Raw genomic sequence first — 26,567 nt, 5'->3', positions numbered from 1 at the left:
GAACAATTTTGATTTTAGAAACTTAACCATTTGAAACCATTGAAATTTGGCGATCCCGGCAGGATTCGAACCTGCAACCCTCAGAATAGAAATCTGTTGTTCACGAGCCGATTACGCCTTTGGACGTCGGAGTCTTACGCCCTCTCCCTTTGAATCGGCAGCAAGGAATTCAACACCGGCCTTAGTTAGGGCCTTTTGGATAGCCTGCACCGTGCTCACTCGCGAATCCACGGCGCCTTTTTCCAGCCGTGCAAGAGCATTGAGGGATACGATAGCCTTATCGGCAAGCTGTTGCTGACTCCAGCCGAGCAGCGCTCTGGCAGCTCGAATCTGTCGAGGGGTGATCATAAAGACCACCATCGACATGCCTCGCAATTCTGCCACCATAAGGGTATAAATCACCCTTATTAGGTGGATCGGTCCCTCAGCTGCAAGCCGGGGGGCCCCCGCCATTCGGTGGATTAGAAGATGCATTTTTTGATTGGCTTGGGAATACTCGCTGGCTTCGTATGGTTCGCATTCGGTGCTGGTACCGCCCGCGTATTCGTCGGCATAGTTTTGGCCATCCCCGTCCTACTGGGGCTGTTCTTCGTGACCGGCGAACTCACTCGCGGTCTAGATGGCGTCGCGTTCAGCAAGCTGTACAAGGCCGATGCGGTTGCCATGCGCGAGATCGAGCAGGAACGGGCCGAGCGCGACGCGGAGCTTGCGGAGGAGCAGGCGAGGAGGGAAGCGGAAGCGAAAGCCAACCGCGACGCGGAGGCCCGCCGCGTGGAGCTAGCGGGTCATAAGTTTGAGCAGGACCAAACCATCGCAGCGTGGGAGTGCGTGCACCATCGCGACGTCGACGGGATAGCCACCAACGGTCACATGTGCTCGGGCCTCCCGAGGGACAAGATGGCGGTGGCCGAAAAGCAGTATTCTCAGGAGTTAACAGCGGATCTGATGAGGAAAGACCCGAAATTTGCGAAGCAAGCCGAGCAGGCGAAGCGGGAGTGCCTTACAAACAGCAACCTCGTGCGGTCGTCCAATGACTTCGCGTGCGAGATGCTCAGATAAGGGCGATATCGGACATGAGCCGAGATGCGTTGGTGCGCTAGCTTCGCATTGCGACTGAACGCGGTGACGTGGTTCCTGCTTGAGCGCGACAGGATTCGGCAAGGAGGCGATGCATGACCTCGACAATTGCAGTGGAAGTGGACCGCTGGCTAGCTGAGGCGCGCTCGGCAAACCGGTCGAGCGGGAACGGAAATTAGCAACGTCCTCAGCGCGGCTTCGCGAACAGTTTGCGCAATCGGTGCAGCGCCACGCGGTCGCTGCCATAGTCGCTAGCTGCGTCGCCGCGAAGCCGCCGGCCGCGCTCGTCCACCTGCGGCGTTCGCTCCATTACGTCAGCCAACGCCGCTGCACGATGGTCGGGCTTGCCGTCGTTCCAGCCAAGGCGAAAGAACTGCTCTAACCAGTCGAGTATGGAATCGGGAAGCTGGTGAGACCACGCCTTGCGATGGCGAGCTATGACGTTGTTGAGGTGCCCGGCAGCGCCGCGAACGGCGTTGCGCTTCACATTGTCCTTCGCATGCCAGCCTTCGGCGCGTGCGATTAGCGCCAAGCGCCCAAGATACTTGCTCCCAGTGAAGTTGACAGTGCTCCAACCCGCAGCGGTCAGAACCTCCCGTAACTCGCTGCGCCGCTTCAAATCGCAGGCAATCGCGTATTCGGCTACTCCCTGCATGCTGTAGACCTTTTTAAAGTGCGCGATCACATGTTCCGGCTCGTGCGAACGGTCATCCTTCCAATCGTCCCTGCTGGCCCATCTGTCCGCCTCCGGAGTGTAAGGCTTGAAGGGGCTCGGACCAGTCATGCCCGGACCATCGGAATAACGTTCTCGCCGCTGACTGGCTGGCGGCCTTCGCGCAAGGCGTCGCAGTAATCGGCCCACCACCCCGAAAGGCGCTTGCGCTCTTGTTCGTAACGAGCGCGATTGTAGATGGCGCGCACCTTGTCCTCATCCATGTGATTAAGCGCGACCTCGATGATATCGGCTTTGAAGAGACCGCTTTCATTGGTCGCGGTGCTCATGGATGTGCGGAAGCCGTGGCTTACATGGTCCGCGTTGCCGAAGCCCAGACGCCGCAGGGCCGCGTTCAGCGTGTTTTCGCTGATCGGCCGCACGGCAGGGCGCTTGACGGGCTCGCCATCCTTGCGAACCACGCGCTTGGCATGGACTGCCGGAAATACAAGCTCGCCGTAGCCGTTGATACCCCGCAGCTCGGTCAGCACTTCGACCGCCTGCCGGGAAAGGTAGACCGTGTGTGGCTTGCGCATCTTGATGAATTCGGCCGGCAGCTCGATGCGACTATTATCGATATCGACCCACGACCAGCGCAGTTGACGAAGTTCGAAAGGCCGGAGCGCGGTCAGAGTGATAAGCTTCAGCGCCAGCGTAGTGGTGCGCCGTGCCCGGTTTCCTGCACCGCTGTCGTATCCTTCAATAGCGCGTAGCATCTCGCCAAAGGCTTTAGGGTCCGTGATGGCCGCGTGGCTCTCGATGTGCTTCGCCGGCAACACGGACCGTTCTTTCTTCAGCGGCGCCGCCGGGTCGCCGTTGCACATGCCGCGCACCGCCGCAAAGGCAAAGATCCGGGACAGGACCTCGCGAACCCGGTGAGCGGTATCGACGCGGCCGGATTTCGCAATCGGCTCGATCGCCCGCACGACATCCGGGGTCGCAATGTCGCGGATTTGCAGGGTACCAAGCACGGGCCGCACCAAGTTCGCCAACCACGTCAGCTTATCCACGGTGTCGGCTGATAGCTGTTTCGTGCCTTGGGGACGGTTGCGCTCACTGTCGAGCCATGCATTGGCGACCAGGTCGAATGTGGTCAGATGCGCAACCGCTGCGGCCTGCTTACCTGCCTTCCTCTCTGCTGCCGGGTCTTTGCCCTCCCTGATCAGGGCCTTTTGACCGCCCGCTAATTCGCGAGCCCGGGAGAGGCTGATATCGGGATAGGTGCCCAGCCCCAGCGACTTCCTTTTGCCGGCAAAGCGATACTCGAAAACCCAGCGCGCCGATGCATGCGCGTCGGAGGTCCGCTCAATCAGGAAAACGAGCCCGTCACCGCAACCGCGCTTCTGTAAGGCGCGCTCAGCGGGGAATTGGCGCATGAGCTTCTTAAGCTCCGCATCAGTGGCCGATTTCGCTGCCTTGCCCATTGACCGCTGGTCCCCCATGGCGCCCCTGGCGGTGGTTCGCGTCGCCAAATCACCGACCACCGTCATACCTACCGGTGGTTCCAGCTCGCTGCCAAGCGTCTTTTCGCTCGCGGTTGGATTTGCGCTGGATCGCAGGCAGGCTAATCGATTGTTCTATAACGGGAAAGCTGTTAGCTAACGTTGTGTGGACAGTGAGCCACGGCGACCCAGATCGGACTGTGGTGAGCGCGCTGGGGCTCGAACCCAGGACCCCGTGATTAAAAGTCACGTGCTCTACCGGCTGAGCTACGCGCTCCCATGGCCGCTGATGGCTTTGAAGAAATCGCCATCGTCTTCGGTCATTTGGAAAAGCATGTCTTGCCGCCACGTCGACGCAAGCGTTGCGGAAAAACCGGCTGTTTCCGGATCATGCTTTCGGCCCGCGCTGTGTAGGGGGACGGGGCGCGGAGGTCAATAGCTCGGGTGGTTGCCGAAGTTGAAGGCAACAGCGGGAATTCGCTCGCCGTTTCCAGTGCTTGAGCCAGGATTTTCAACCGGAATGACGGGCCGCCATCCACGCCGAAGACCACGTGACTTTTAATCACGAGGTCCAAAGACCGGCCCGGAGCCCCGTCAGTTCGCCTCCCGCCGGACCTCGCTCGGCACCGGCACTTGCTGCGGCGTGCCGGCGGGGGTCGGCAGCGCGACCGGGCGCAGGCCGATCAGCTCGGCGGTGCGGATCGCGCTGTCTCGCCAGAACTGGAACGAGTTGATGCGGCTGAGCTCGAGGATGGCGATCGCGACCGCAGCCAGGAACGGCAGGCTTTGGAGCACCAGCACGCCGGCGAAGATGTAGATCTCGGTGATCTGGCGATAGCTGTTGGAGGCCACCAGCACGCCGGCGCCGATCAGGAGCAGGGCGCCGATCACGGCCTCCCAGAACGCCTGGAACTCGATCGACATCCTGGACAGCCCGCCCTTGGAGGTGCGCGCGAACGCGATGTGCTCGGTGATCAGTCCCTGTGCCACCGCGCGCGATACCGTCCACTGCACGCTCATCGCCGCGATCATCGCGCCCAGCATCTGGCCGGGCTTGATGGCGACGCGCGCGCGGTACATCGACAAAAAGTGCGCGAGCGAGACGATGAAGGCGCCGATGATCGGCAGTGTCAGAATCTTATCGGGGATGGCGATGTCGGCGAAGGCGACGATCGGCACCCAGACGAGGTTGAGCAGCGCCACGACCACGCCGAGGCTTTCAGCACCCAGCCAGTTCAGCCAGCCCAGGCCATATTCGCGCTTCTGGTCGGGCGTCAGCCGGCTTCGTCCCGGCAGGAAGTTCCGCCAGTGCTTCTTGACGATCTGGAGGCCGCCATAGGCCCAGCGGTGACGCTGCTTCTTGAAGGCCTCGTAGGTGTCGGGGAGCAGGCCCTGGCCGTAGCGATGGTTGGTGTAGTGCGTGGTCCAGCCGAGCTGCTGGATCGAAAGGCCGAGATCCGAATCCTCGCAGATCGTGTCGGACGACCAGCCGCCGGCCATGTCCATCGCGGCGCGGCGGATCAGGCACATCGTGCCGTGCACGATGATGGCGTTGGTCTCGTTGCGCTGGACCATGCCGATGTCGAAGAAGCCGGCATATTCGCCGTTCATGATGTAGTGCATGATCGACAGGTCGCCGTCGCGATGTTCCTGCGGCGCCTGCACCAGGCCGACACTGGGATCAGCGAACGCCGGGACGAGGTCCTTGAGCCAGTCGGGATCGACGACGTAATCGGCATCGAGGATGCCGATGATCTCGGCGTCGACGGCGGTGCGGTCCATTGCGATGCGCAGCGCGCCGGCCTTGAAGCCCTGCACCTTCTCGGCGTTGATGAACTTGAAGCGTTCACCAAGCGCGCGGCAATGATCCTGGATCGGCTGCCAGAACGCAGGGTCGGGCGTGTTGTTGATGATGACGACGCATTCGTAGTTCGGATAGTTCAGCCGCGACAGCGCATCGAGCGTCTGCTTGAGCATCTCGACCGGCTCGAAATAAGCGGGGATGTGAATCGAGACCTTCGGGCAATAATTCTCGGGCACGTTCTCGACCGGCTTGCCTTTCGTGAGCAGCCGCTGCGGCGGCCGGCCGAACGCGACGGCCGCGATCTCGTCGACGCGCGCCATCGCGATCAGCACGAGGGGAACAAGCAGGATCATGCCGAGCGTCAGCGCGAAGGCGGAGCCGAAGATGAAATAGTGCCCGTTCCAGAACGCAAACACGGTGGCGGCCCAGGCGCCGACGCCATTCGCGGTGGCCGACAGCAGGAACGCCTGCTTCGCCGTCGGCTGCTGCAGCCGCAGGATCGGCAGCGACAGCAGGATCCCGACCAGGAGGGCGACACCCATCAGCTTCCAATAGTCGGGATTCTCCACCGGGCCGGTCCATGCGAATTTCGGCTCGCGGCTGGCGTTGAGGATGCCCCAGTACGGACCGACGCCGCCTTCGAAGTATTTCCAGGGCTGATCGATGGCTTCGACAATGTTGTATTCCATGCCGATGGCGTCGGCGCGGCTGACGAAGTTGCGCAAGGTCAGTGCCTGCTGGAACGGACCGGGGTCGGCGTTGCGCAAATTGTAACCCGCGCTCGGCCAGCCGAACTCGGCGATCACGATGCGCTTGCCGGGGAACAGGTTGCGCAACAGATTGTAGCGGTCGACGGCCTGGTCGACCGCCTGGTCCGAGCGGAAATTTTCCCAGTAAGGCAGCACGTGGGCGGCGATGAAGTCGACGTTGGAGCCGAGGTCGGGATTGTCGCGCCAGATGTTCCAGATCTCGCCGGTCGTGACGGGCACGCGGACCGAGCCCTTGACCTTCTTGATCATCTCGATGAGGTCTTCGACCTTCTGCTCGCCGCGATAGATCACCTCGTTGCCCACGACGACGCCGTTGACGTTGCTGTTCTTGCGGGCGAGCTCGATGGCGGCCTTGATCTCGCGCTCGTTGCGATCCTTGTCCTTGTCGATCCAGGCGCCGACGGTGACCTTGAGACCGAACTCGGCTGCGATCGGCGGCACCAGTTCCACACCGCCCGTGGACGAATAGAGACGGATCGCGCGCGTCATCGTCGACAGCGTCTTCAGGTCGGCGCGGATTTTCTCCACCGTCGGGATGTTGTCGATGTCGGGGTGAGCCGAGCCCTCGAACGGCGCATAAGAGACGCTGGGCAGCAAGCCCTTGAAGTCTGGCGCAGGTTCCTTGTCGCGCAAGACTCCCCAGAGGCCGGCGTGGAGCGCGGACACAAGTAACAGAACGGCGGCGACAACCCGCATCGCGGCTAAACCAAAAGGGGCTGAGGGGGCAGGGAAGCGGATCCGACCCCGAGATCCGACCAAGTCCGCGGCAAATGGAGCATACCTCTGCCGCGCGGTTTCACAACTGTCATCGCCTCATGACCGTATGAGGGCATGCACATGTCGAATTTCGCAGCAGTGCCAATTGCCTCTATCGCCGATCGTTCCTGAACGGAGGCTGAAACAATCGCGGCTATTTCGGGGGCGCCGGTGACGGGCTTGCCGCCGGCGAGGGGCTCGCGGCCGGCTGCGGCTGCGCACTGCCGGCGGCCGGCGCAGCGGGCTGCGAGGCTGCGGCCGCCGCCTGTTGCGGCTGCGACGCCGGGTTGATCCAGCAAGCGTGCACACGGCTGTCCAGGGTTTCGGCGACCTTGGGATCGATCTGGCCGCCGAAGCGGGTCAGGCAGCGGAAGGCGGCCTGGATGTGGCCGCCGGGGCAGCCGAAGCGGTCGTAGAGGTCGAGATGGCGGAATGCGGTATCGAGGTCATCCCGCCACATCAGCCGCACCACGCGGCGGCCGAGCCAGACGCATTCGGGGTTGCCGGCCGGGCCGCTGATGACCTGGGCTGCTTCGGCGAACTCGTCGGTGCGGCGCTGGTTCTGGGCGGCATCCTTGGCCGCGTCGGCGGGCTGGGCGGCAGCCTTGCTCTGGTCCGGGGCGGGCGTGCCGCTCTGGGCGGAGGCCGCGCCGATACCCATCAGGATGACAAGGGAAGAAACGGCCAAGGTGGCGGCGAACTGCCGCAGGACCGCATTTCGTAACTCGAACACCCGTTGCCGCATGAATTCCCCAATATCACTGACCGTCCGCGTCAGGACCTTCGCGGACGCGCCTGCGTGATGGCGTCCAAATGGGTCTCCAATGCGGCGGAAAAGTCCTCCCGAGTCCATGGCCTGAATCTGGAATTTTGTCCAGCAAAGTCACGATCCTAGGCCTCGGTCGAACGGCCGCAGGTAAATTCCTCAGGGGAGGGATGGATCCATAACGGAGTCACCCCTTGGCAGACGGCGTGCTAGCAGGTAATCGACGGCCCTTCGCGGAGGACGGAACCGATTTCTCTTCGTACGCCACTGGCGCTTCTGCTCGTTTCATTGGGTGCGATCGCTGCCGTGTGGTGGTGGCTTGCCACGCCGATCTCGCTCGCGCGCGCCCCGATCGATCCCGCCGACAAGGTCCAATGCGTCTCCTACGCGCCGTTCCGCGGCGAGCAGTCGCCGCTGAACGCATGGACCCATATCGAGGCCGACCAGATCGAGCAGGACCTGCGCCAGCTCAAGGAGATCACCGACTGCGTCCGCACCTATTCGATGGAGAACGGGCTCGACCAGGTGCCGGCGATCGCGGCCCGGATCGGCGGGCTGAAGGTGCTCCAGGGCATCTGGCTCTCCAGCAACCGCACCAAGAATTTCGAGCAGGCCGCGCTCGCCATTCGTCTTTCCAAGGATTTCCCCGGAATCATCACCAGCATCATCGTCGGCAACGAAGTGCTGCTGCGCGGCGAGATGACGACCGCGGACCTCGTCTCCATCATTCGCTCCGTGAAGGCGCAGGTCAGCGTGCCCGTCACCTATGCCGATGTCTGGGAGTTCTGGCTCAGGAATCGCGAGATCTATGACGCCGTCGACTTCGTCACGATCCACATCCTGCCTTATTGGGAAGACAATCCGGTGCGTGCCAAGTTCGCCGCCTCCCATGTCGAACAGATCCGCGAGCGGATGGCGGTCGCATTTCCCGGCAAGGAAATCCTGATCGGCGAAACCGGCTGGCCGAGCGAAGGGCGCATGCGTGATGGCGCGCTGCCGTCGCGCACCAACCAGGCGCGCGTTGTCTCCGAGATCCTGAGTCTCGCGAAAGCGCAGAAATTCCGCGTCAATCTGATCGAGTCCTACGACCAGCCGTGGAAGCGCAAGCTGGAAGGCACCGTCGGCGGCTATTGGGGCCTCTATGACTCGGTGCGCCGTGGCCTGAAATATCCGCCGGGCCAGCCGATCAGCAATTTCCCGTACTGGAAATGGTACATGGGCGCCGGTATGGGCCTCTCCATGCTGGTGTTCGCGGTCGCCGGCCTGACGTTGCGGCGCAGACCCTGGACGCCGCGCTTCTCGTCCTGGCTCGGCGTGGCGATCTCGGCGACCTCGGCCGGCATCCTGCTCGGGATCGGCGCCGACAAGATGTACTACGAGAGCTACGGCATCGGCGGCTGGCTGCTGTGGGGTACGCTGCTCGTGGCCGGCATCCTGTCGCCGATCTTCTGCGCGCAGGCGATGGTGATCGGCCGCAGCCTGCCGACCTTCCTCGATCTGCTTGGTCCGCGCGAGGGCCGGAAATGGTCGAAGCTCACCGCCGTGCTCGGCCTGACGCTGGCGGTGACGGCGGTGATCGCGGCGCAGACCGCGCTCGGCTTCGTGTTCGACCCGCGCTACCACGACTTCCCCTACGCCTCGCTGACGATGGCGGTGGTGCCGTTTGCGCTGTTGATGCTGAACCGGCCGCAGATTGGCCAGCGTCCGATCGCGGAATCGGTGTTCGCCGGCGTGCTGACGCTGTCGGCGGCCTATGTGCTCTTCAACGAGGGTCGCGACAATTGGCAGTCGCTGTGGACCTGCGCGATCTACCTCTTGTTCGCGCTCACGCTGTGGCGGGCGCGGGCCGAGCAAATCCAAGAATGAGCAGGCCGATCGCCAGGCCCGACAGCACGACATTGTAGAGCACGATGCCGAGGCCCGCGGCGATGATGCCGACGGTGAGCAGCACGATCGACGGGCGCATCAGGTTCAGCGTCGCCACCACCAGCGCGACGATGCCGAACACCGAGTTCTTGAACAGCACGGTCGAGACCGCGCGCGCCTTGCAGACCAGGGTCTGAAGCCCGGCGTCGCAGGCGAGACCGACCTGCGAGTTTTCGATTCCGAGGTAGCGCAGATAGAGCGCATAGCCGACGGATGCGAAGCCGACGACGATCAGGAACTGCACCTGGTAGGGCGTGAGGCGGAAGGGCTTTTTTGTCATGGCGGCAATATGGTCGGGAAGGTGGAACGGGGCAACAGGGAAGGTGAGTTTATCGAGGGTCGTCGAGGGAGGAGCAAGGCGGCCGCACCTGGCCCGAACTTATCCAGGAACAGGCTGGGGTCGCGCAGGTTTTGAAACGGTGTGACCGCGCAACGCATGCTGCATACAAGGAGCGAGCATGGAAAAGCCAACTCAGGAGCAACTGGACGAACTCAAGAGGCTGAGCAAGGAAGCCCGGGTCGAGGATTTGTCGGAACTGGTACAGTCGAGGGACGAAGCTGAGAACCGCATTCGCGACCTGAAGGAAAAAGCGCGCATGGAGTAAGTGATTGCGTGCGCCGATGAGCTCTCAAGGGCGAGTTTGTACTGTCCGGTTCTGGTCCCTCAGCCGACGTTCGTATTTTTCGGCCAAGGCCAGCAATCGCCTCTTGATATAGGGGTCGGCCTGTTCGGCCAACTCGCGGATGAGCGCGAGGTGCTCGCGCAAAAACGTCTCGTCCGCCATCTCCGCTCCGAATCATGTTCGTCGCGGATACTGCCGTCTCGTGTCGGGGGCCTTCGCATCGTTTGATAGGTCGGCCGCGAGACGGTCCTCACCGCCGCAGAGCGGATGCAGCGTCTATCGCCTGAAGAAGGACGACAGCGTCGATCCCGCCGACGCCGTCTCCGGCTTCGGCGGTGCGGCCGGCTGCGCCGCAGGAGCAGGCGCGGGCTCCTCGCGCTTCGATGAGCGTTTTGAGGAATAGCTGCGGCGATGCTTGTCGGGCTTGGCGGCGGGCGCGGGTGCCGGGGCGCTCTCGGCTTGCGGCACCGAGTCCTGGGTCTTGTCGGAGTTCTTCTCCTGAACTCGATCCTGAGTCTTCTCTTGCTTTTCCTGGCCGCCGCGCATTGACAGCCGCTGGCCGTCGAACACGGTGGTCTCGCAGTGGCGGTCATTCTCGGCGAGGCCGGCGCAGAGTTTTGCTGCAGCCGCTGCATTGATCAGCGGGCCGGCGCCGAGGCGGAGCTGCATGCCGAGGCCGGTGTTGCCTTCCTTGATCATGATGATCGGCCGCAGCGCCGCGATCTCGGGATTGGATTTGGTGACCCCGCGCCACAACGCACGGAGGCCTTCGAGCGAGTTGGCGCCACCGAGATCAATCGCAAAGCGTGTCTGCTGGACCGCGATCGCGGGAGCCTCGCTTTCGGCAGCCTCCGGCGGCTTGGCTGGTGCCGCAGCGACTTCGATCGGGGCGGGCGCCGGATCGGGCTTCTTTTCGGCAGCCCTCTCGGTCGCTTTCTCAGTGGTCTCGGGCTGAACCAGTTTCGAGGCGGCCGGATCGGGCGGCGCCATGATCGATTTGGACGGGACCAACGGAAGCATCGGCAGTGCCGAATTCGTCGCCGACGATTGCGTGACCAGCGAGGCCGCGGCCGCGCTCTGCGGCGGCGGGCTCGACGGCTCCTTTGCGGCCTCGATGCGCGGCTTGTCGTTGGCCGCAGCTGGTGTCGAGGCGACCGGTCCGATGCCGGGCGCCGGCGGCCCGATCAAAGCCGGCGCGTCCTGCGGCTTCGCAACGGACGCCTGCGGCGGCGTTGTCGTCTGCTTGGCGATGGCGCCGGTGACGGAATCGAGCCCTTGCTCCAGCAAGGTGACGCGCGAATAGAGCCGGTCGCGATCGGTGTTCAGCGTCTCGATCGCGGAGGCGAGCCGGCGAGCCTCGTTCTGGCTCTCCTTGGTGAGCATCTGGAGCCGGTCGGCCTGGCGCGCGAGATCGGCGGACGCAACCTGGTCGCGCCGCCAGCCGAGCTGGGCTTGGTTGGCGAGCACGGCAAGCACGACGGCGCCGACGGCCGCCACGCCCCATGAGCCCAGCCGCCACATCATGCCGCGATCGAACGAACTCTCCTCGGCCACAAGTCCGGAGAACAGCCCGCCCGTCTCCTTGGCGCCGAAGGCATCCGCCAGTGGGTCGGAATCCTTTGCCATGAATGTTAAGTGCCCAACCCCTGTCCGGCTTCCCCGAATCAATCAGGGAACATTAACAGGAAAAGCGTGTCGCACTTGAACTCCGGGCGTTTGCGGGGGTAGCAAGGCGATAGCTCATCAGGGCGGCCGTCGCCCGCTGGCGCCACTTGATTCGGCCGATTGACAGGATTTCGATGACCGCCCGTTCCAGCCTCACGATCGTGCTCGCCGCCGGCGAAGGCACACGTATGCGCTCACACCTGCCGAAAGTGCTGCATTCGGTCGCGCATCAGAGCCTGCTCGCCCACGTGCTCGCCGCGGCGCCGAAGGGAACCGGCACCTCGCTCGCGGTCGTGATCGGACCCGACCATCAGGCGGTGGCGGACGAAGCAAAGCGCATCCGCCCCGACGCGCTCACCTTTGTGCAACAGGACCGGCTCGGCACCGCGCATGCGGTGCTGGCGGCGCGCGATGCCATTGCGCGCGGCGTGGATGATTTGCTGATTGCGTTCGGCGACACGCCGCTGATCTCGGCCGAGACCTTTGCGCGGCTGCGCGCGCCGCTCGCCAACGGCGCCGCGATTGCGGCGCTCGGCTTCCGTGCCGCCGATCCCACCGGCTATGGCCGCTTCATCGTCGAGGGCGACCGCCTGGTCGCGATCCGCGAGCAGGCCGATGCCAGCGCCGAGGAGCGCAGGATCGACCTCTGCAATGCCGGGGTCATGGCGATCGACGGGCGCCGCGCGCTCGCGATCCTCGACAAGATCGGCAATGCGAATTCCAAGGGCGAATATTATCTGACCGACGCGGTCGGCATTGTCAGCGAGCAGGGATGGGATGCCGTGGTGATCGAAACCAGCGAGGACGAAGTGCGCGGCATCAACACCAAGGCGCAGCTCGCCGAGGCCGAAAGCGTGATGCAGGCGCGGCTGCGCAAGGCGGCGATGGAGGCCGGCGTGACGCTGATCGCGCCCGAAACCGTCTATCTCGCCGCGGACACCGTGTTCGGCAACGACGTGACGATCGAGCCGTTCGTGGTGATCGGCCCCGGCGTTTCGATCGGCGACGGCACGGTGGTCCATTCCTTCTCGCATATCGTCGAGACCAGGCTCGGCAAGAAGGTCTCCATCGGCCCCTATGCGCGGCTGCGGCCCGGCACCTCGCTCGGCGACGGCGCGCGCATCGGCAATTTCGTGGAGACCAAGGCCGCGACGCTCGAGGCTGGCGTCAAGGTCAACCATCTCTCCTACATTGGGGACGCCACAATCGGCGCCAATTCCAACATCGGCGCCGGCACAATCACCTGCAACTACGACGGCTTCAAGAAGCACAAGACGATCATCGGGCAGGGCGCCTTCGTCGGCACCAACTCCTCGCTGGTCGCGCCGGTGACGATCGGCAACGGCGCCTATATCGGATCGGGCTCGGTGATCACGCGCGACGTGCCGGACGACGCCATGGCGCTGGAGCGCAGCCCGCAGACCGTCCGCGAAGGTGGTGCGGCGCGCTATCGCGAGATGAAGACGGGTGGCAAGAAGCTCGAAAAGAAGCCGGCGAAATGAGCGCCGCTATTCGTCGTCGGCGAATTCCGAGAAGATCGCGCGAGTCAGTCGCCAGCCACGCGCCTTGGCACGCTTCGCCGGCTCGCCGGCGACGTGCTTGATGAAGACGGGCTTGCTTTCCTTGCCGCGCTGGGGCGGCGGCCAATGCGCAAGGTGCGTGCCGGTGGTCTCGCTGGCGCGCACCGCCATTGATGACAGATCTTTGCGGTTGGATGAGCCTTTCATGGCCTCTCTCCTTGGTACGCAAAGGTTGGCCAAATTTGTTGACAACAAGTTAACACGCACGGTTTAAGGCTCAGCCAGTTCGACGCAGGCGAGGCGCGTTGCCGTCGGTGCTGTCTCAATCAGCAATAATTATTGAGTATCTGGTTCCTTAGGAACTTCGCTAAAAACCGAGCGCGTCGTTTAGGCGATTTTTCGACGATTTGGGGGATATTGATCCGCATGTGCGGGATTGTCGGCATTCTCGGGCGCGAGCCGGTTGCAGAGCAATTGGTGGATTCGCTCAAACGTCTTGAATATCGGGGCTATGATTCCGCGGGCGTCGCCACGCTGGAAGGCAAGCATCTCGAGCGCCGCCGCGCCGAGGGCAAGCTGAAGAATCTGGAGAAGCGGCTGGAAGCCGAGCCGCTCAAGGGCACGACCGGAATCGGTCACACCCGCTGGGCCACCCATGGCAAGCCGACCGTGAACAATGCGCATCCGCACGCGACCGACCGTGTCGCCGTGGTTCACAACGGCATCATCGAGAATTTCCGCGAGCTGCGCGAGGAGCTCGAGAAGAAAGGCACGGTGTTCCACACCCAGACCGACACCGAGATCGTGCTGCATCTCGTCGACGATCTGCTCACTCGCGGCAACAAGCCCGTGGAAGCGGTGAAATTGACGCTGGCGCGGCTGCGCGGCGCCTTCGCGCTCGGCTTCATCTTCGCCGGCGAGGACGATTTGATGATTGGCGCCCGCAACGGTCCGCCGCTCGCGATCGGCTATGGTGACGGCGAGATGTATCTCGGCTCCGACGCCATCGCGCTTGGGCCGTTCACCGACACGATCAGCTATCTCGAGGACGGCGACTGGGTCGTGCTGACCCATACGAGCGCTTCGATCTTCGACAAGGACGGCCACGCCGTCCAGCGCGAGAAGACCAAGCACGCCGCCTCGACCTCGCTGGTCGACAAGGCCAACTATCGCCACTTCATGGCCAAGGAGATCCACGAGCAGCCGGAAGTGGTCGGCCACACGCTGGCACGCTATGTCGACATGGCGACCGAGCGGGTCTCGCTGCCGGTCAAGCTGCCGTTCGACTTCAAGAATATCCAGCGCATCAACATCACGGCCTGCGGCACTGCGAGCTACGCCGGCTTCGTCGCAAAATACTGGTTCGAACGTTTCGCGCGCGTGCCGGTCGAGGTCGATGTCGCCTCCGAATTCCGTTACCGCGAGGCGCCCTTGCGCAAGGGGGATCTCGCCATCTTCATCTCGCAGTCGGGTGAGACCGCCGACACCCTGGCCGCGCTGCGCTACGCCAAGGCCGAAGGCGTGCACACGGTGGCCGTCGTCAACGTGCCGACCTCGACGATCGCGCGCGAGAGCGAGACCGTGCTGCCAACGCTGGCCGGCCCCGAGATCGGCGTCGCCTCGACCAAGGCCTTCACCTGCCAGCTCATGGTATTGGCAAATCTTGCGATCGCGGCCGGCAAGGCCCGCGGCGAACTGTCCGACGAGGACGAGACCAAGCTGGTCCACGGGCTCGTCGAGATTCCGCGTCTGATGTCGGATGCGCTCTCCACCGAGCTCCAGATCGAGAAGCTCGCGCGCGAGATCGCGAAATCGCGCGACGTGCTCTATCTCGGCCGCGGCACCAGCTTCCCGCTCGCCCTCGAAGGCGCTTTGAAGCTGAAGGAGATCTCCTACATCCACGCCGAGGGTTATGCCGCCGGCGAGCTCAAGCATGGCCCGATTGCGCTGATCGACGAGACCATGCCCGTCGTCGTCATCGCGCCCTACGACCGGGTGTTCGAAAAGACCGTCTCCAACATGCAGGAGGTCGCTGCTCGCGGCGGCAAGATCATCCTGATGACCGACGCAAAAGGCGCGGCGGAGGCGACCGTCGAATCCCTCGTCACCATCGTCATGCCTGACATGGCGGCGGCGTTCACGCCGATGGTCTATGCCGTCCCGGTTCAGCTGCTCGCCTATCATACGGCGGTGATCATGGGGACCGACGTCGACCAGCCGCGCAATCTCGCGAAATCCGTGACGGTGGAATAGGCGGAAGGGTCGGGCCGGAACGCTTCGTGGTCTTCCAAAACCTGCTAGAAGACCCTAGCTTGAACGAAGCGACCGACCTGGAACCCGAATGAACCCCCGTGACGACGCGCCAGCGCCTCTTGATCCCGTGCCGGAGCCGCATACCGGCCTGATAGGCCGCTTTCGCAATTATTTCCTCACCGGTCTCGTCGTGACGGGACCGGTTGCGATCACCTTTTATCTGGTGTGGTGGTTCGTCACCTGGGTTGATGGCGTGGTGCGGCCCTTCGTGCCGCTGGCCTATCGGCCTGAAACCTACATGCCGTACGTCATCCCCGGCTGGGGACTGATTGTCGCATTCTTCACGTTGACGCTGGTCGGCTTCCTCGCGGCCAATCTGATCGGCCGAACGCTGGTCGATGTCGGCGAGACCTTCCTCGGCCGCATCCCGGCGGTGCGCGCCATCTACCGCGGCCTGAAGCAGGTGTTCGAGACGCTGTTCTCGGGCAAGGGCTCGAGCTTCCGCAAGGTCGGCCTGGTCGAGTTTCCCTCGCCGGGCATGTGGTCGATCGTGCTGATCTCGCAAGCGCCGAACGAGGATGTCTCCCGCAGCCTGCCGGGTCAGGAGGAGCACGTCTCGGTGTTTCTGCCGTGTTCGCCGAACCCGACCACCGGCTTCTTCTTCTACGTGCCCAAGAGCAAGATCGTCGAGGTCGACATGAGCACCGAGGACGCCGCGACGCTGATCATGTCGGCCGGCGTCGTGCAGCCGGGCTCGGCGCCCGATTCGAAGAAGGCAGCGGCGCTGGCGGGCATGGCGAATGCCGCGCGTATTGCCAACGCCTCGGCGCTCCAGCCCCAGCCTGCGAAGGTGGAGTAGGGCCATTCCTCTGCGGGATGGCCGCCGTTCACGCGGGCGTCCCGTCCTCTGCTAGTCTCCGGTTGAACCGAGCGCGTTGCTCGAAATTCGATCTGGAGCGCACGATGTCCAAAACCATTGCGATCCTCGCGCCTGGTGCCATGGGCAGTGCCGTGGCCCGACGTCTCGGCGAGCACGGTGCGCGCGTGCTGACGTCGTTGAGAGGGCGGAGCGAGGCGACGTGCAATCGCGCCGCGGATGCCGGCATGATCGGCGCCGAGGACGACGCGATCGCGGACGCCGACATCATCCTCTCGATCGTGCCGCCGGGCGAAGCCGTGGCGCTCGCCGAGCGGCTGGCCGGCCTGATCGTCCGGCGCGAGAAGAAGCCGGTCGTGGTCGATTGCAATGCCGTCAACGTCGATACCGTGATGAGGATCGAGGAGATCATCGGCTCGGCACAGGCGCCGTTTGTCGATGCCGGCATCATCGGCTTCCCGCCCCAGCCCGGAGGCAAGAGCCCGGCCTTCTACATGTCCGGCGAGCACGCCAAGGATGTCGCCGTGCTGAAGGATTTCGGGCTCAACGTGCGGATCGTCGAAGGGCCGGTCGGCGCCGCGTCTGCGCTCAAAATGTCCTACGCCGGCATCGTCAAGGGCCTCGCCGGGATCGGCTCGGCGATGGTGGTCGCGGCAACGAAAGCGGGGGCTGCTGATGCGCTACGCGACGAACTCGCACTCAGCCAGCCCGCGGTTCTGGCCCGGCTTGAAGTCGCGTTGCCGGACATGATTCCGAAAGCCTATCGCTGGGTTGCGGAGATGCGGGAGATTTCCGGCTTTCTCGGCCCCGATCATCCGGCGAGCCAGGTTTACGAAGGCTTTGCGCGCTGGTTCGAGCATCTCGCCGAGGACGCTAAAGGCGAGGCGGCGGATACCGACCTGATGAAGGCATTCTCCGCACGTATTGCGCAGAAGAAATCCTGATCGTCCGGTCTCGCGTTACAGCCATCGATCATCTGCCGTGCACCGAATCCAGAAAACCCCGGATGTCCCGATCGCGTCTCAAGCGCACGACTGGGACGTCAGGGCCATACTGCACGCGCTCGGCCTCGATGACAGGCGCGCGCTCGGTGTCGTAGCGCCACGCCTCCCGCATCAGTTTCCAGTCGAACTGCTCGGGGCACCCTTCGGGGAGGTCAGGCCGGGTCCTGTCGCGATCGAAGGCGGAGCGCAGGAGAATGCGCCACTGGCAGAGCCAGCGCGGGCGGTCGATGATGACCAGCGTATCGGCGCGCGCGAGCGTGAGATCGAAAGCAAGTCCCGAGAAGCTGCCGTCGACAACCCATGCGTCGCCCGCGATCGCATCAATGACGCGCGCCCGGAAGCTCGGTTTGTCGGATGGCTTCCAGCCCGGCCGCCAGTAGAGCACGTCGAGATGCACCACGGGCAGCCCGAGCTTTCGCCCGAGATTTCGGGAGAGGCTCGTCTTTCCGCTGCCCTGGCAGCCCACGACGATGATCCGGCGCATCGCTGCAAGGTTTCACGAAAACAGTCGAGGCGAAAGATTGGATTTCAACTTGCCGTTCCAGGGGCGGGATGGCTGAATGGCCGCGTTTGACATGGGAGTTCGAATGAGAGTGCTCGTCATCGGCGCGGGAGCGCTTGGAGGCTATTACGGCGCGCGCCTGGTCCGAGCCGACGCCGACGTGACTTTTCTGGTGCGGGTCGGGCGTGCGGAGCAATTGCGGCGGAATGGATTGCAGGTCGTGAGCCCGCACGGCGACTTTGCCGTGAAGCCGAACGTCATCCTGGCCAACGATCTCAAGGAAACCTTCGACGTCGTGCTCGTCGGGGTGAAATCCTACTCGCTCGACGATGCGATGGCCCAGTTTGCCCCGGCCATTGGCGCCAACACGATGATTTTGCCGATCCTCAATGGCTTGAAACATGTCGACGCCCTGACGGCGCGGTTCGGCGCGAGCTGCGTCCTCGGCGGGCTCGCGAACGTCAGTGCCGGGCTCGATGCGGATGGCCGTGTCGTTCAGTTCATGGCCAATCAGACCATCGTCTTCGGCGAGATCGAGGGTTCGTTGAGCGAGCGTGTGCTGGCCCTGGAGACGCTGCTGCACGTGCCCGGCATCGACGTGCGCGCCAGCGAAGCGATCATGCAGGACATGTGGGAGAAATTCGTCCAGCTCTCGACGCTCGCCGGCATCACCTGCCTGATGCGTGCAAGCATCGGAGACATTCTGGCCGTTCCGAACGGCGAGCAATCCATCTTCCGGCTGTTTGCCGAATGCTGCGCCGTCGCGACGGCATCAGGTTTTGAGCCGCGAGCGCCTTTTATCGAGTTTGACCGCAAGCTGTTCACGACCCCGGATTCCCCGCTCAAGGCCTCGATGCTGCGTGATATCGAGCGGGGCTCGATCACCGAGGCGGAGCATATCCTCGGCGATATGGCCAACCGGGCACGTGCACTCGGCATCGACACGCCGCTGCTGGATTTGGCCCGCGCGCATGTGGCGGCTTATGAGATTGGGCGGCAACGAGCGGCCGGCTAACCCGCTCCGATCAGCGGGATCGCTTCATCCCGCTCATACAGATACAGCAGGCATCGCAACGCCTCGCCGCGCTCGCCCTTGAGTTTCGGATCGTCCTTCAGGATGCGCAGCGCCTCGTCGCGGGCCTGCGTGATGAGCTGGCCGTGCACCTCCGAGCGGGCGATGCGGTAGCCGGGCAGGCCGCTCTGACGCACGCCGAGCACATCGCCTTCGCCGCGCAGCTTCAGATCTTCCTCGGCGATGCGAAAACCGTCGGTGGTCTCGCGGATCACCTTCAGCCGGGCCTTCGACATTTCGCCGAGCGGATCGGAGTAGAGCAGCAGACAGGTCGAGGCCTCCGAGCCGCGCCCGATGCTGCTCTATCTCGCTTAACCCTCGAGCAGAAACCGTGGGTCTCTCCGTTGGGCGACGTCAGCCTCTTTTCCAAGGGACTCTCATAGGAAGAGACTTGATCATTGTCGCCGGCTAATGCGGTTGGAGAATTTCCTGAGGTCTTGAACAAAGAACCGAACGCTTGGCTCTCGAAAGAGTTTATCGATGACAAAGTTGTCCGTCATGCTACTGGCCACATCCATCAAACTTCCCAAGCCAATAGCACCCAAACCAAGCGAAGCGGCAATTCTGATCGTCTTCGCAGTAGGTGTTTGAGCCATAGGCGTATCCTGCAGGATATCGACATAGGCAGTAACCAGTTCCTTCTCACTTAGGTTCCGATGGCTATGAAACCACTGTCGGAACGCTCGTGCGTGCTGGCTGCCGGATAGTTTGATAAATTTCGCGAAGGCGGCTTCATCATCGATAATCGCTCGTGAAATCGACGGTACGCTCGAATAGCTCAGAAAATCCCAAGCTAACTCACCAGATGCTTGGCCATTTGTTAAACGAGCTAACTTCAGGGCGATCGAGTCTGCTATCGGCGATGCGGTATGCGTGCTCTCGCATTGAAAGTGACGCGCAAGATAGAGTTCGATGTTTACAAGATGGAGTGCCAGGCAGGCATCGACTGGGTCGGTTTCGACCTTGGTCCCCGGTCCAAGCACGCGAACTTGCATGGGGGGCATTCCGGGTAAGTTCAAAAGCGCTGGATTGGCGGTGGCAAACTCATCCTTCCACAGAGACGTTTGCTTCAGATCTGAAATGGTGTCGAGCTGAGTGGCGCCTGATACGGCGGCCATTTCAAGTTCGCTTGTGCCAGCGAAGATAACGTTTATGAGTCGCTGACGGTTCTTGGGGGGACGCCGCGCGTGAGTAAGCGCCGCAGATATGGACTCCGGCACAGGAGAACAGTCCGGTCGTTGCCCACTCGGATCCATGTATGCAACAACGGTTCCGTCGCCGTTTCCTTGTACGTAGCCAAGAGAGCCCCGCAGGCGGACGAATCCAATTCTGTCTTCGGCGATCAATGTCGCGAGATTTGCTTCTCCTACCAGCATGAGCAAGCCGGTGGCCGCGAGATAATCTTGTACCGGGATCAGGATCTTGTCATGGAGCAAGAGGTGGTCACATAACGACTGAAATATCGCGTCGCTGCGCTCAAGATACCTAGCCAAATGTAAGCCATCGATGTTGAGCGGAGCGGAGAGATTTCCTGCCAGCACCTTCAGCATCTCTTACGTCTCCCTATCCACAGCAGTATCAGCTCAACCCGCTCCGATCAGCGGGATCGCTTCATCCCGCTCATACAGATACAGCAAGCATCGCAACGCCTCGCCGCGCTCGCCCTTGAGCTTCGGATCGTCCTTCAGGATGCGCAGCGCCTCGTCGCGGGCCTGCGTGATGAGCTGGCCGTGCACCTCCGAGCGGGCGATGCGGTAGCCGGGCAAGCCGCTCTGGCGCACGCCGAGCACATCGCCTTCGCCGCGCAGCTTCAGATCTTCCTCGGCGATGCGAAAACCGTCGGTGGTCTCGCGGATCACCTTCAGCCGTGCCTTCGACATCTCGCCGAGCGGCTCGGAGTAGAGCAGCAGACAGGTCGAGGCCTCCGAGCCGCGCCCGATGCGGCCGCGCAATTGATGAAGCTGGGCGAGGCCAAAGCGTTCGGCGTTCTCGATCACCATGATGGTCGCCGCCGGCACATCGACACCGACCTCGACCACGGTGGTCGCGACCAGCAGGCCGATCTCGTGGGCGGCGAACTGGCCCATGACGCGGTCCTTCTCGGTGCCTTTCATCTGGCCGTGGACGAGGCCGACGCGGTCGCCGAAACGCTTTTGCAAGGTTTCGAAGCGCTTGGTCGCATTGGTCAGGTGCTCGGTCCCCTCGGCCTCGGATTCCTCGACCAGTGGGCAGATCCAGTAGACCAGCTTGCCGGATTCGAGCGCGCGGCCGATGCTGTCGGTGACCTCGCCGAGGCGGCTCATCGAGATGGTGCGGGTTTCGATCGGCTGGCGGCCGGCGGGCTTCTCCCTGAGTTCGCTGATGTCCATGTCGCCGAAATAGGTCAGCACCAGCGTGCGCGGAATCGGCGTGGCGCTCAGCACCAGCACGTCGACGGCCTCGCCCTTCGACGTCAGCGCCAGCCGCTCGCGCACGCCAAATCGATGCTGCTCGTCGACGACGGCGAGGGCGAGATCGCTGAAGATCACGTCGTCCTGGATCAGCGCATGGGTGCCGACGAGCAGGTCGATCTCGCCGGCTTCGAGCTGTGCCAGCAGGTCCCGCCGTTCCTTACCCTTTTCGCGGCCGGTGAGGATCGCGACCCGCATGCCCGCGCGCTCGGCAAGCGGCGCGATGGTCTTGATGTGCTGACGGGCCAGAATTTCGGTCGGCGCCATCAGCGCCGCCTGCTTACCGACCTCGGTGACGGCGGCGGCGGCGAGCAGCGCGACCACGGTCTTTCCGGAGCCGACGTCACCCTGGAGCAGACGCAGCATGCGCACCGGCTGTTGTAGATCGCTCGCGATGGCCGCGGCGGCATCGCGTTGGGAGATTGTCAGCGCATAGGGCAGGGCATCGATGATCTTGTTGCGGAGGTGCCCGTCGCCGGCGTTGCGCACACCGGCCGGGCGGCGTAATTGCGCGCGAATGAGCGCAAGGGCGAGTTGCCCGGCCAGGAGTTCGTCGAAGGCGAGGCGCGACCAGAACGGCTGGTCGGGCAGAATGTCGGTGAGCTCGACCGGCTGATGCACGCGGTTGAGCGCCTCAGTGATCGCCGGGAAGCCGCAGCGGCGCAGCACCTCCGGGCTGATCCATTCCGGCAGCGCCGGTAGCTTCTGCAGCGCCTGCGCGACCGCGCGGCGCAGCGAGCCGAGCGCAAGGCCTTCGGTCAAGGGATAGACGGGATCGATGCCGGAGAGTTTGGAAATCGCCTCCTCGTCCAGCACCCGGTCGGGATGCACGATCTGCGGGATGCCGTCGTACATCTGCAGCGTGCCGGAGACGAAGCGCTTCTCGCCGATCGGCAGCAGCTTCTCGACATAGCCGGGCTTGGCGCGGAAGAACGTCAGCACGACGTCGCCGGTATCGTCGCTGGCGTAGACGAGGTAGGGCGCGCGCGCATTGCGCGGCGGGGGCGGGCGGTGGCGGTCCACGGTGACCTCCAGCGTCACCATGGTTCCCTGCACGGCGTCGACGATCTTTGGCCGCGCGCGGCGGTCGATGACCTGGCTCGGCAAATGCAGCAACAGATCGACCAGCCGCGGCGTCTCGCTGCGGCTGAGCAGATATTGCAGCAGCTTGTCCTGCTTCGGACCGACGCCGGGCAGGCTGGTCACGGGGGCAAACAGCGGATTGAGCAGGCTGGGGCGCATCAGGCGAACCTAGGATCGTTTTCGCTGGTCATGTCCGGCTTTATGCCGGGCATCCACGTCTTTTTTCGGAGGTAACGCCGGGTGACAAGCCATGACAAATCGAGGGCTGACAGGGCCCGCCCGAGTGGCTATATCACCCCGGCCCGGCACGTCCGGGCTTTTGGCGTTTGACTGGAATTGAGACATGACGGGAACGACACGATCGAGCAACGGGCTGGACGACCGCCGCAAGCGGCTTCTCTTCCGCTGCTGGCACCGCGGCACGCGCGAGATGGACCTGATCCTCGGCCGCTTCGCGGATGCCGAGATCGGCAACCTGTCCGAAGACGAGCTGACGCAACTCGAGACCCTGCTTGAAGAGGCCGATCCCGACCTCTATGCCGCCATCACCGGCGACAAGGTGCTTGCCGCCGAAGTCATCGGCCCGCTGTTTGCGCGCATCAAGGCGTTTCCGATCGCGGACCGCGACGTATGAAGCAGGGGATGAAATCGCCGGCCGAGCTGCTCACGCCCGGCCGCGCGCTGACGCTTGCCAATGTCGCCGAGGGCGCCGAGGGCCTCGTCGTCTCCGATCTCGCGCGCGCCATCGCGGCACGCCCGAAGAAGCCGGCTGTCAGCCTCGCGGTGATCTGCCGCGACGGGCCGCGGATGCAGCAGCTCGAACGTGCGCTGCAATTCTTCGCGCCCGATTTGCCCGTGCTGACCTTTCCGGCCTGGGACTGCCAGCCCTATGACCGCGTCTCGCCGCATGGCGGTGTCCTCGCGCAGCGCCTGACGACGCTGGCGCGGCTTGCGTCCCTGACCGGCAGCGACAAGCCGCTGATCGTGCTGACCACGGTGAACGCCGTCGTGCAGCGCGTGCCGTCGCGCGACCTCGTCGCGGCGCAGGCGCTGTCGGTCGCGCCGGGCAACGTCGTGCCGATGGACACCATCGTCGCCTGGCTCGAGCACAATGGCTATAACCGCTCGTCGACCGTGCGCGAGCCCGGCGAATACGCGGTGCGCGGCGGCATTCTGGACCTGTTTCCGGCCGGCCTCGACCAGCCCGTCCGCTTCGACTTCTTCGGCGACAGCCTGGAATCGATCCGCACCTTCGACGCCGAGACCCAGCGCACGCTGCTCGACATGCGCGCGCTCGATCTCGTGCCGATCTCCGAATTCCAGCTCGTCACCGACACCATCCGTCGCTTTCGCATGGGCTATGTCGCCGAGTTCGGCGCGCCCGAACGTGACGATGCGCTCTACGAGGCCGTCAGCGAGGGCCGCCGTCATCCCGGCATGGAACATTGGCTGCCGCTGTTCCAGGATCGGATGGACACGCTGTTCGACTATCTGCCAGGCGCGGCGATCGCGATCGAGCCGCAGGCCGAGGATGCCGTCCGCGAGCGCTTCAAGCAGATCGTCGACTATTACCAAGCCCGCCGCGACGCCATGGAGCATCCGGGCGGCGGCGCCATCTACAAGCCGCTGCCGCCTGACCGGCTCTATTTGACCGAGGAGGAGTGGGCCAAGCGCGAGAGCGAGATGCCCTTGGTGCGGCTGACGCAATTTTCGGTGCCTGCCGACGGTACCAGCGTGGTCGATGCCGGCGCGCGCAAGGGACGAGACTTCGCGCCGGAGCGTAACGACAGCAAGGTCAACGTCTTCGAAGCCGTCGTCGCACATGTGCACGGGCTGCTGACAAGCCGCAAGAAGGTCGTCATCGCGCTCTGGACGGAGGGCTCGCGCGACCGCATGACCTCAATGCTGCGCGACCACAAGCTCACTCCCGTGACCAGCGTCAATAGCTGGCGCACGGTGCAGGCGACCCCGCGCAACGAGACCATGCTCGCCGTGCTCGGTCTGGAAAGCGGTTTCGAGACCGACGAGATCGCGCTCATCAGCGAGCAGGACATCCTTGGCGACCGGCTGGTGCGGCCGCGCAAGGCGAGCCGCAAGCTCGACAATTTCATCTCGGAGGTGACGAGCCTCACCGCCGGCGACATCGTGGTCCATGTCGATCACGGCATCGGCCGCTTCATCGGCCTGCAGACGCTCGACGTCGCCGGCGCGCCGCATGACTGCCTCGAGCTGCATTATGCTGCCGAGACCAAACTGTTCCTGCCGGTCGAGAACATCGAGCTGCTGTCGCGTTATGGCTCCGACCAGACCTCGGTCGAACTCGATCGTCTCGGCGGTTCGGGCTGGCAGACGCGCAAGGCCAAGCTCAAGAACCGCATCCGTGAGATCGCGGGCGAGCTGATCAAGATCGCCGCCGAGCGCCACCTCCACGAGGCGCCGAAGCTGCCGGTGCAGCCGGGCCTTTACGACGAATTCTGCGCGCGCTTCCCCTATGACGAGACCGAGGATCAGCTTGGCGCGATCGAATCCACGCTGAAGGACCTCGAGCTCGGCCGTCCCATGGACCGGCTGATCTGCGGCGACGTCGGCTTCGGCAAGACCGAGGTGGCGCTGCGCGCCGCCTTCGCCGTGGCGCTGGAAGGCAAGCAGGTCGCGGTCGTGGTGCCGACCACGCTGCTCGCCCGTCAGCACCACAAGACGTTCACCGACCGTTTCAAGGGTTTTCCGGTGCAGGTCGCGCAGGCCTCGCGCCTAGTCCCGGCCAAGCAGCTCAATCTGGTCAAGAAGGGCCTCGCCGACGGCTCGGTCGACATCGTCGTCGGCACGCATGCGCTGCTCAGCAAGTCGATCACGTTCAGGGATCTCGGCCTGCTGATCGTCGACGAGGAGCAGCATTTCGGCGTCACCCACAAGGAGCGGCTGAAGCAGCTCCGCGCCGAGGTGCACGTGCTGACGCTTTCGGCGACGCCGATCCCGCGCACGCTCCAGCTCGCGCTCACCGGCGTGCGCGAGCTCTCGATCATCGCATCGCCGCCGGTCGACCGTCTCGCGGTCCGCACCTTCGTCGCTCCGCACGATCCCCTGATGATCCGCGAGGCGCTGCTGCGCGAGCGCTATCGCGGCGGCCAGGCATTCTACGTGGTGCCGCGCATCGACGACCTCGCCGAGGTCAAGGACTTCCTCGACAAGAACGTTCCGGAGATGAAGGTCGCGGTTGCGCACGGGCAGATGCCGCCCGCCGTGATCGAGGACATCATGACCGCGTTCTACGACGGCAAGTTCGACATCCTGCTGTCGACCACGATCGTGGAATCCGGCCTCGACATTCCCAACGCCAATACGCTGATCGTGCATCGCGCCGACATGTTCGGCCTCGCCCAGCTCTACCAGCTCCGGGGCCGCGTCGGCCGCTCCAAGCTGCGCGCCTATGCGCTGTTCACGCTGCCGGCGCAGCAGAAGATCACGGCGCAGGCCGAGCGCCGGCTCACCGTGCTGCAATCGCTGGAGACGCTGGGCGCGGGCTTCCAGCTCGCCTCGCACGATCTCGACATCCGCGGCGCCGGCAACATTCTGGGCGAGCAGCAGTCCGGCCACATCAAGGAGGTCGGTTTCGAGCTCTACCAGTCGATGCTGGAGGAGGCGATCGTCAACCTCAAGGCCGGCGTGTCCGAGCCCGCCGCCGATCGCTGGTCGCCGACCATCACCATCGGCATGCCCGTGCTCATTCCGGAGGACTATGTCGGCGATCTCTCGGTGCGGCTGTCGCTCTACCGCCGGCTCGCCGACCTCGACAGCGAGGAGGAGATCGAGAACTTCGGCGCCGAGATGCGCGATCGTTTCGGCGTGCTGCCGGATGAGGTGCGCTATTTGTTCAAGGTCGCCGCGATCAAGGCATTCTGCCGTCAGGCCAATGTCGGCAAGATCGACGCCGGCCCGAAGGGCGCCGTGATCGCCTTCCGTGATAATTCATTCGCCCATCCCGACCGCCTGGTGTCGTTCATCCGCAGTCACGGCCAGGCCGCGAAGGTGCGGCCCGACATGAAAGTGGTGTTCCTGCAGGACTGGGAAACGCCGGAAGAGCGTCTCGCCGGCACCACCGAGATCATGCGCCAGCTGGCGCAGCTCGCGCAGAGCAAGAAGGCGGCGTAGAAGTTTGCGGAGGCGGCGCGGCGCGAAACGACGCGCCGCGCCCGGATCCCGGAACAGCGACATATCATCACTTGCGGAATGATCGAACAGTTGCTACCTTCAATCTATCGAGTTTC

The 26,567-nt window shown here is 63.9% G+C and carries 22 protein-coding genes, 1 tRNA gene and 1 pseudogene; 10 read left to right on the top strand and 14 right to left on the bottom strand.

Annotated features, from left to right (window positions below; genetic code table 11):
* Positions 1-111 precede the first annotated feature (111 nt).
* Positions 112-348: a helix-turn-helix domain-containing protein gene (locus BRA1417_RS42050; RefSeq protein ID WP_027518043.1), complete on the bottom strand. Its 237-nt coding sequence runs from the start codon at positions 346-348 to the stop codon at positions 112-114.
* Between the two features lie 120 nt (positions 349-468).
* Between BRA1417_RS42050 and BRA1417_RS0124315 the strand changes: the two genes are divergently transcribed.
* Positions 469-1,059, top strand: a complete 591-nt coding sequence (locus BRA1417_RS0124315) for a hypothetical protein (protein ID WP_027518042.1) — start codon at positions 469-471, stop codon at positions 1,057-1,059.
* A gap of 205 nt (positions 1,060-1,264) precedes the next feature.
* Here BRA1417_RS0124315 and BRA1417_RS0124310 read toward each other — a convergent pair whose 3' ends face one another.
* The 5 genes from BRA1417_RS0124310 to BRA1417_RS0124290 form a co-directional block, all read right to left on the bottom strand.
* Positions 1,265-1,861 (bottom strand): hypothetical protein, encoded by a 597-nt coding sequence (locus BRA1417_RS0124310; RefSeq protein ID WP_027518041.1) that lies wholly within the window; start codon positions 1,859-1,861, stop codon positions 1,265-1,267.
* Positions 1,858-3,213: a tyrosine-type recombinase/integrase gene (locus BRA1417_RS40800; protein WP_051448376.1), complete on the bottom strand. Its 1,356-nt coding sequence runs from the start codon at positions 3,211-3,213 to the stop codon at positions 1,858-1,860. The genes BRA1417_RS0124310 and BRA1417_RS40800 overlap by 4 nt, the downstream gene beginning before the upstream one ends.
* Before the next feature lie 219 nt (positions 3,214-3,432).
* Positions 3,433-3,508, bottom strand: a tRNA-Lys gene (locus BRA1417_RS0124300).
* 317 nt (positions 3,509-3,825) lie between these two features.
* Positions 3,826-6,501 carry a glycosyltransferase gene (locus tag BRA1417_RS0124295; RefSeq protein WP_027518040.1) on the bottom strand — a complete coding sequence of 892 codons (2,676 nt, stop codon included), beginning with the start codon at positions 6,499-6,501 and terminating at the stop codon, positions 3,826-3,828.
* Positions 6,502-6,715: 214 nt separating this feature from the next.
* Positions 6,716-7,306, bottom strand: a complete 591-nt coding sequence (locus BRA1417_RS0124290) for a hypothetical protein (RefSeq protein ID WP_027518039.1) — start codon at positions 7,304-7,306, stop codon at positions 6,716-6,718.
* Between the two features lie 327 nt (positions 7,307-7,633).
* Here BRA1417_RS0124290 and BRA1417_RS0124285 point away from each other — a divergent pair, with 327 nt between their 5' ends.
* Positions 7,634-9,193, top strand: a complete 1,560-nt coding sequence (locus BRA1417_RS0124285; protein ID WP_035969509.1) for a beta-1,6-glucan synthase — start codon at positions 7,634-7,636, stop codon at positions 9,191-9,193.
* On the opposite strand, the gene BRA1417_RS0124280 is transcribed toward BRA1417_RS0124285, so the two are convergent.
* Entirely contained in the window at positions 9,153-9,533 is a 381-nt protein-coding gene (locus tag BRA1417_RS0124280; protein ID WP_027518037.1) for a hypothetical protein, read from the bottom strand. The genes BRA1417_RS0124285 and BRA1417_RS0124280 overlap by 41 nt on opposite strands.
* A 178-nt stretch (positions 9,534-9,711) precedes the next feature.
* Here BRA1417_RS0124280 and BRA1417_RS44240 point away from each other — a divergent pair, with 178 nt between their 5' ends.
* Positions 9,712-9,858, top strand: a complete 147-nt coding sequence (locus BRA1417_RS44240; RefSeq protein ID WP_156948894.1) for a hypothetical protein — start codon at positions 9,712-9,714, stop codon at positions 9,856-9,858.
* Positions 9,859-9,882: 24 nt separating this feature from the next.
* On the opposite strand, the gene BRA1417_RS44950 is transcribed toward BRA1417_RS44240, so the two are convergent.
* Together BRA1417_RS44950 and BRA1417_RS0124265 are read right to left on the bottom strand one after the other, a co-directional pair.
* Positions 9,883-10,038 carry a hypothetical protein gene (locus BRA1417_RS44950; protein WP_198034857.1) on the bottom strand — a complete coding sequence of 52 codons (156 nt, stop codon included), beginning with the start codon at positions 10,036-10,038 and terminating at the stop codon, positions 9,883-9,885.
* 114 nt (positions 10,039-10,152) lie between these two features.
* Complete coding sequence (locus BRA1417_RS0124265; protein WP_027518036.1) at positions 10,153-11,502, bottom strand: hypothetical protein; 1,350 nt, start codon at positions 11,500-11,502, stop codon at positions 10,153-10,155.
* 173 nt (positions 11,503-11,675) lie between these two features.
* Here BRA1417_RS0124265 and glmU point away from each other — a divergent pair, with 173 nt between their 5' ends.
* Entirely contained in the window at positions 11,676-13,043 is a 1,368-nt protein-coding gene (gene glmU / locus BRA1417_RS0124260; RefSeq protein WP_027518035.1) for a bifunctional UDP-N-acetylglucosamine diphosphorylase/glucosamine-1-phosphate N-acetyltransferase GlmU, read from the top strand.
* A 6-nt stretch (positions 13,044-13,049) separates the two neighbouring features.
* On the opposite strand, the gene BRA1417_RS0124255 is transcribed toward glmU, so the two are convergent.
* Complete coding sequence (locus tag BRA1417_RS0124255) at positions 13,050-13,268, bottom strand: hypothetical protein (protein WP_027518034.1); 219 nt, start codon at positions 13,266-13,268, stop codon at positions 13,050-13,052.
* A 219-nt stretch (positions 13,269-13,487) separates the two neighbouring features.
* On the opposite strand from BRA1417_RS0124255, the gene glmS reads away from it, so the two are divergent.
* From glmS to BRA1417_RS0124240, 3 genes are all read left to right on the top strand, one after another.
* Positions 13,488-15,314: a glutamine--fructose-6-phosphate transaminase (isomerizing) gene (gene glmS, locus BRA1417_RS0124250; protein ID WP_027518033.1), complete on the top strand. Its 1,827-nt coding sequence runs from the start codon at positions 13,488-13,490 to the stop codon at positions 15,312-15,314.
* 88 nt (positions 15,315-15,402) lie between these two features.
* Positions 15,403-16,173: a DUF502 domain-containing protein gene (locus BRA1417_RS0124245; RefSeq protein ID WP_007590844.1), complete on the top strand. Its 771-nt coding sequence runs from the start codon at positions 15,403-15,405 to the stop codon at positions 16,171-16,173.
* Between the two features lie 104 nt (positions 16,174-16,277).
* Complete coding sequence (locus BRA1417_RS0124240; RefSeq protein ID WP_027518032.1) at positions 16,278-17,135, top strand: NAD(P)-dependent oxidoreductase; 858 nt, start codon at positions 16,278-16,280, stop codon at positions 17,133-17,135.
* A gap of 28 nt (positions 17,136-17,163) precedes the next feature.
* Here the strand turns inward: BRA1417_RS0124240 and BRA1417_RS0124235 are convergent, their stop codons facing one another.
* Positions 17,164-17,679, bottom strand: a complete 516-nt coding sequence (locus BRA1417_RS0124235; RefSeq protein WP_027518031.1) for an ATPase AAA — start codon at positions 17,677-17,679, stop codon at positions 17,164-17,166.
* A 103-nt stretch (positions 17,680-17,782) separates the two neighbouring features.
* On the opposite strand from BRA1417_RS0124235, the gene panE reads away from it, so the two are divergent.
* The gene (gene panE / locus BRA1417_RS0124230) at positions 17,783-18,712 is read left to right on the top strand and encodes a 2-dehydropantoate 2-reductase (RefSeq protein ID WP_027518030.1); all 930 of its coding nucleotides are present in this window, start codon (positions 17,783-17,785) and stop codon (positions 18,710-18,712) included.
* Here panE and BRA1417_RS0124225 read toward each other — a convergent pair.
* From BRA1417_RS0124225 to recG, 3 genes and pseudogenes are all read right to left on the bottom strand, one after another.
* Positions 18,709-19,065 (bottom strand): annotated as a pseudogene (locus tag BRA1417_RS0124225) (ATP-dependent DNA helicase RecG); the annotation flags it as partial. The gene panE and the pseudogene BRA1417_RS0124225 overlap by 4 nt on opposite strands.
* A gap of 99 nt (positions 19,066-19,164) precedes the next feature.
* Positions 19,165-20,319 carry a hypothetical protein gene (locus BRA1417_RS0124220; RefSeq protein WP_027518028.1) on the bottom strand — a complete coding sequence of 385 codons (1,155 nt, stop codon included), beginning with the start codon at positions 20,317-20,319 and terminating at the stop codon, positions 19,165-19,167.
* 33 nt (positions 20,320-20,352) lie between these two features.
* Complete coding sequence (gene recG / locus BRA1417_RS0124215; RefSeq protein ID WP_027518027.1) at positions 20,353-22,461, bottom strand: ATP-dependent DNA helicase RecG; 2,109 nt, start codon at positions 22,459-22,461, stop codon at positions 20,353-20,355.
* A gap of 184 nt (positions 22,462-22,645) precedes the next feature.
* On the opposite strand from recG, the gene BRA1417_RS0124210 reads away from it, so the two are divergent.
* On the top strand, positions 22,646-22,936 hold the full coding sequence (locus tag BRA1417_RS0124210) for a succinate dehydrogenase assembly factor 2 (RefSeq protein ID WP_027518026.1): 291 nt from the start codon (positions 22,646-22,648) through the stop codon (positions 22,934-22,936).
* Entirely contained in the window at positions 22,933-26,451 is a 3,519-nt protein-coding gene (mfd, locus tag BRA1417_RS0124205; protein WP_027518025.1) for a transcription-repair coupling factor, read from the top strand. Before BRA1417_RS0124210 ends, mfd begins: the two co-directional genes overlap by 4 nt.
* The last annotated feature ends 116 nt before the right edge of the window (positions 26,452-26,567 follow it).

This window comes from Bradyrhizobium sp. WSM1417 (genome assembly GCF_000515415.1).
GTDB lineage: Bacteria > Pseudomonadota > Alphaproteobacteria > Rhizobiales > Xanthobacteraceae > Bradyrhizobium.
The sequence above is the reverse complement of the archived record's forward strand: the minus strand, read 5'-3'. Positions and strand labels throughout refer to the sequence as shown.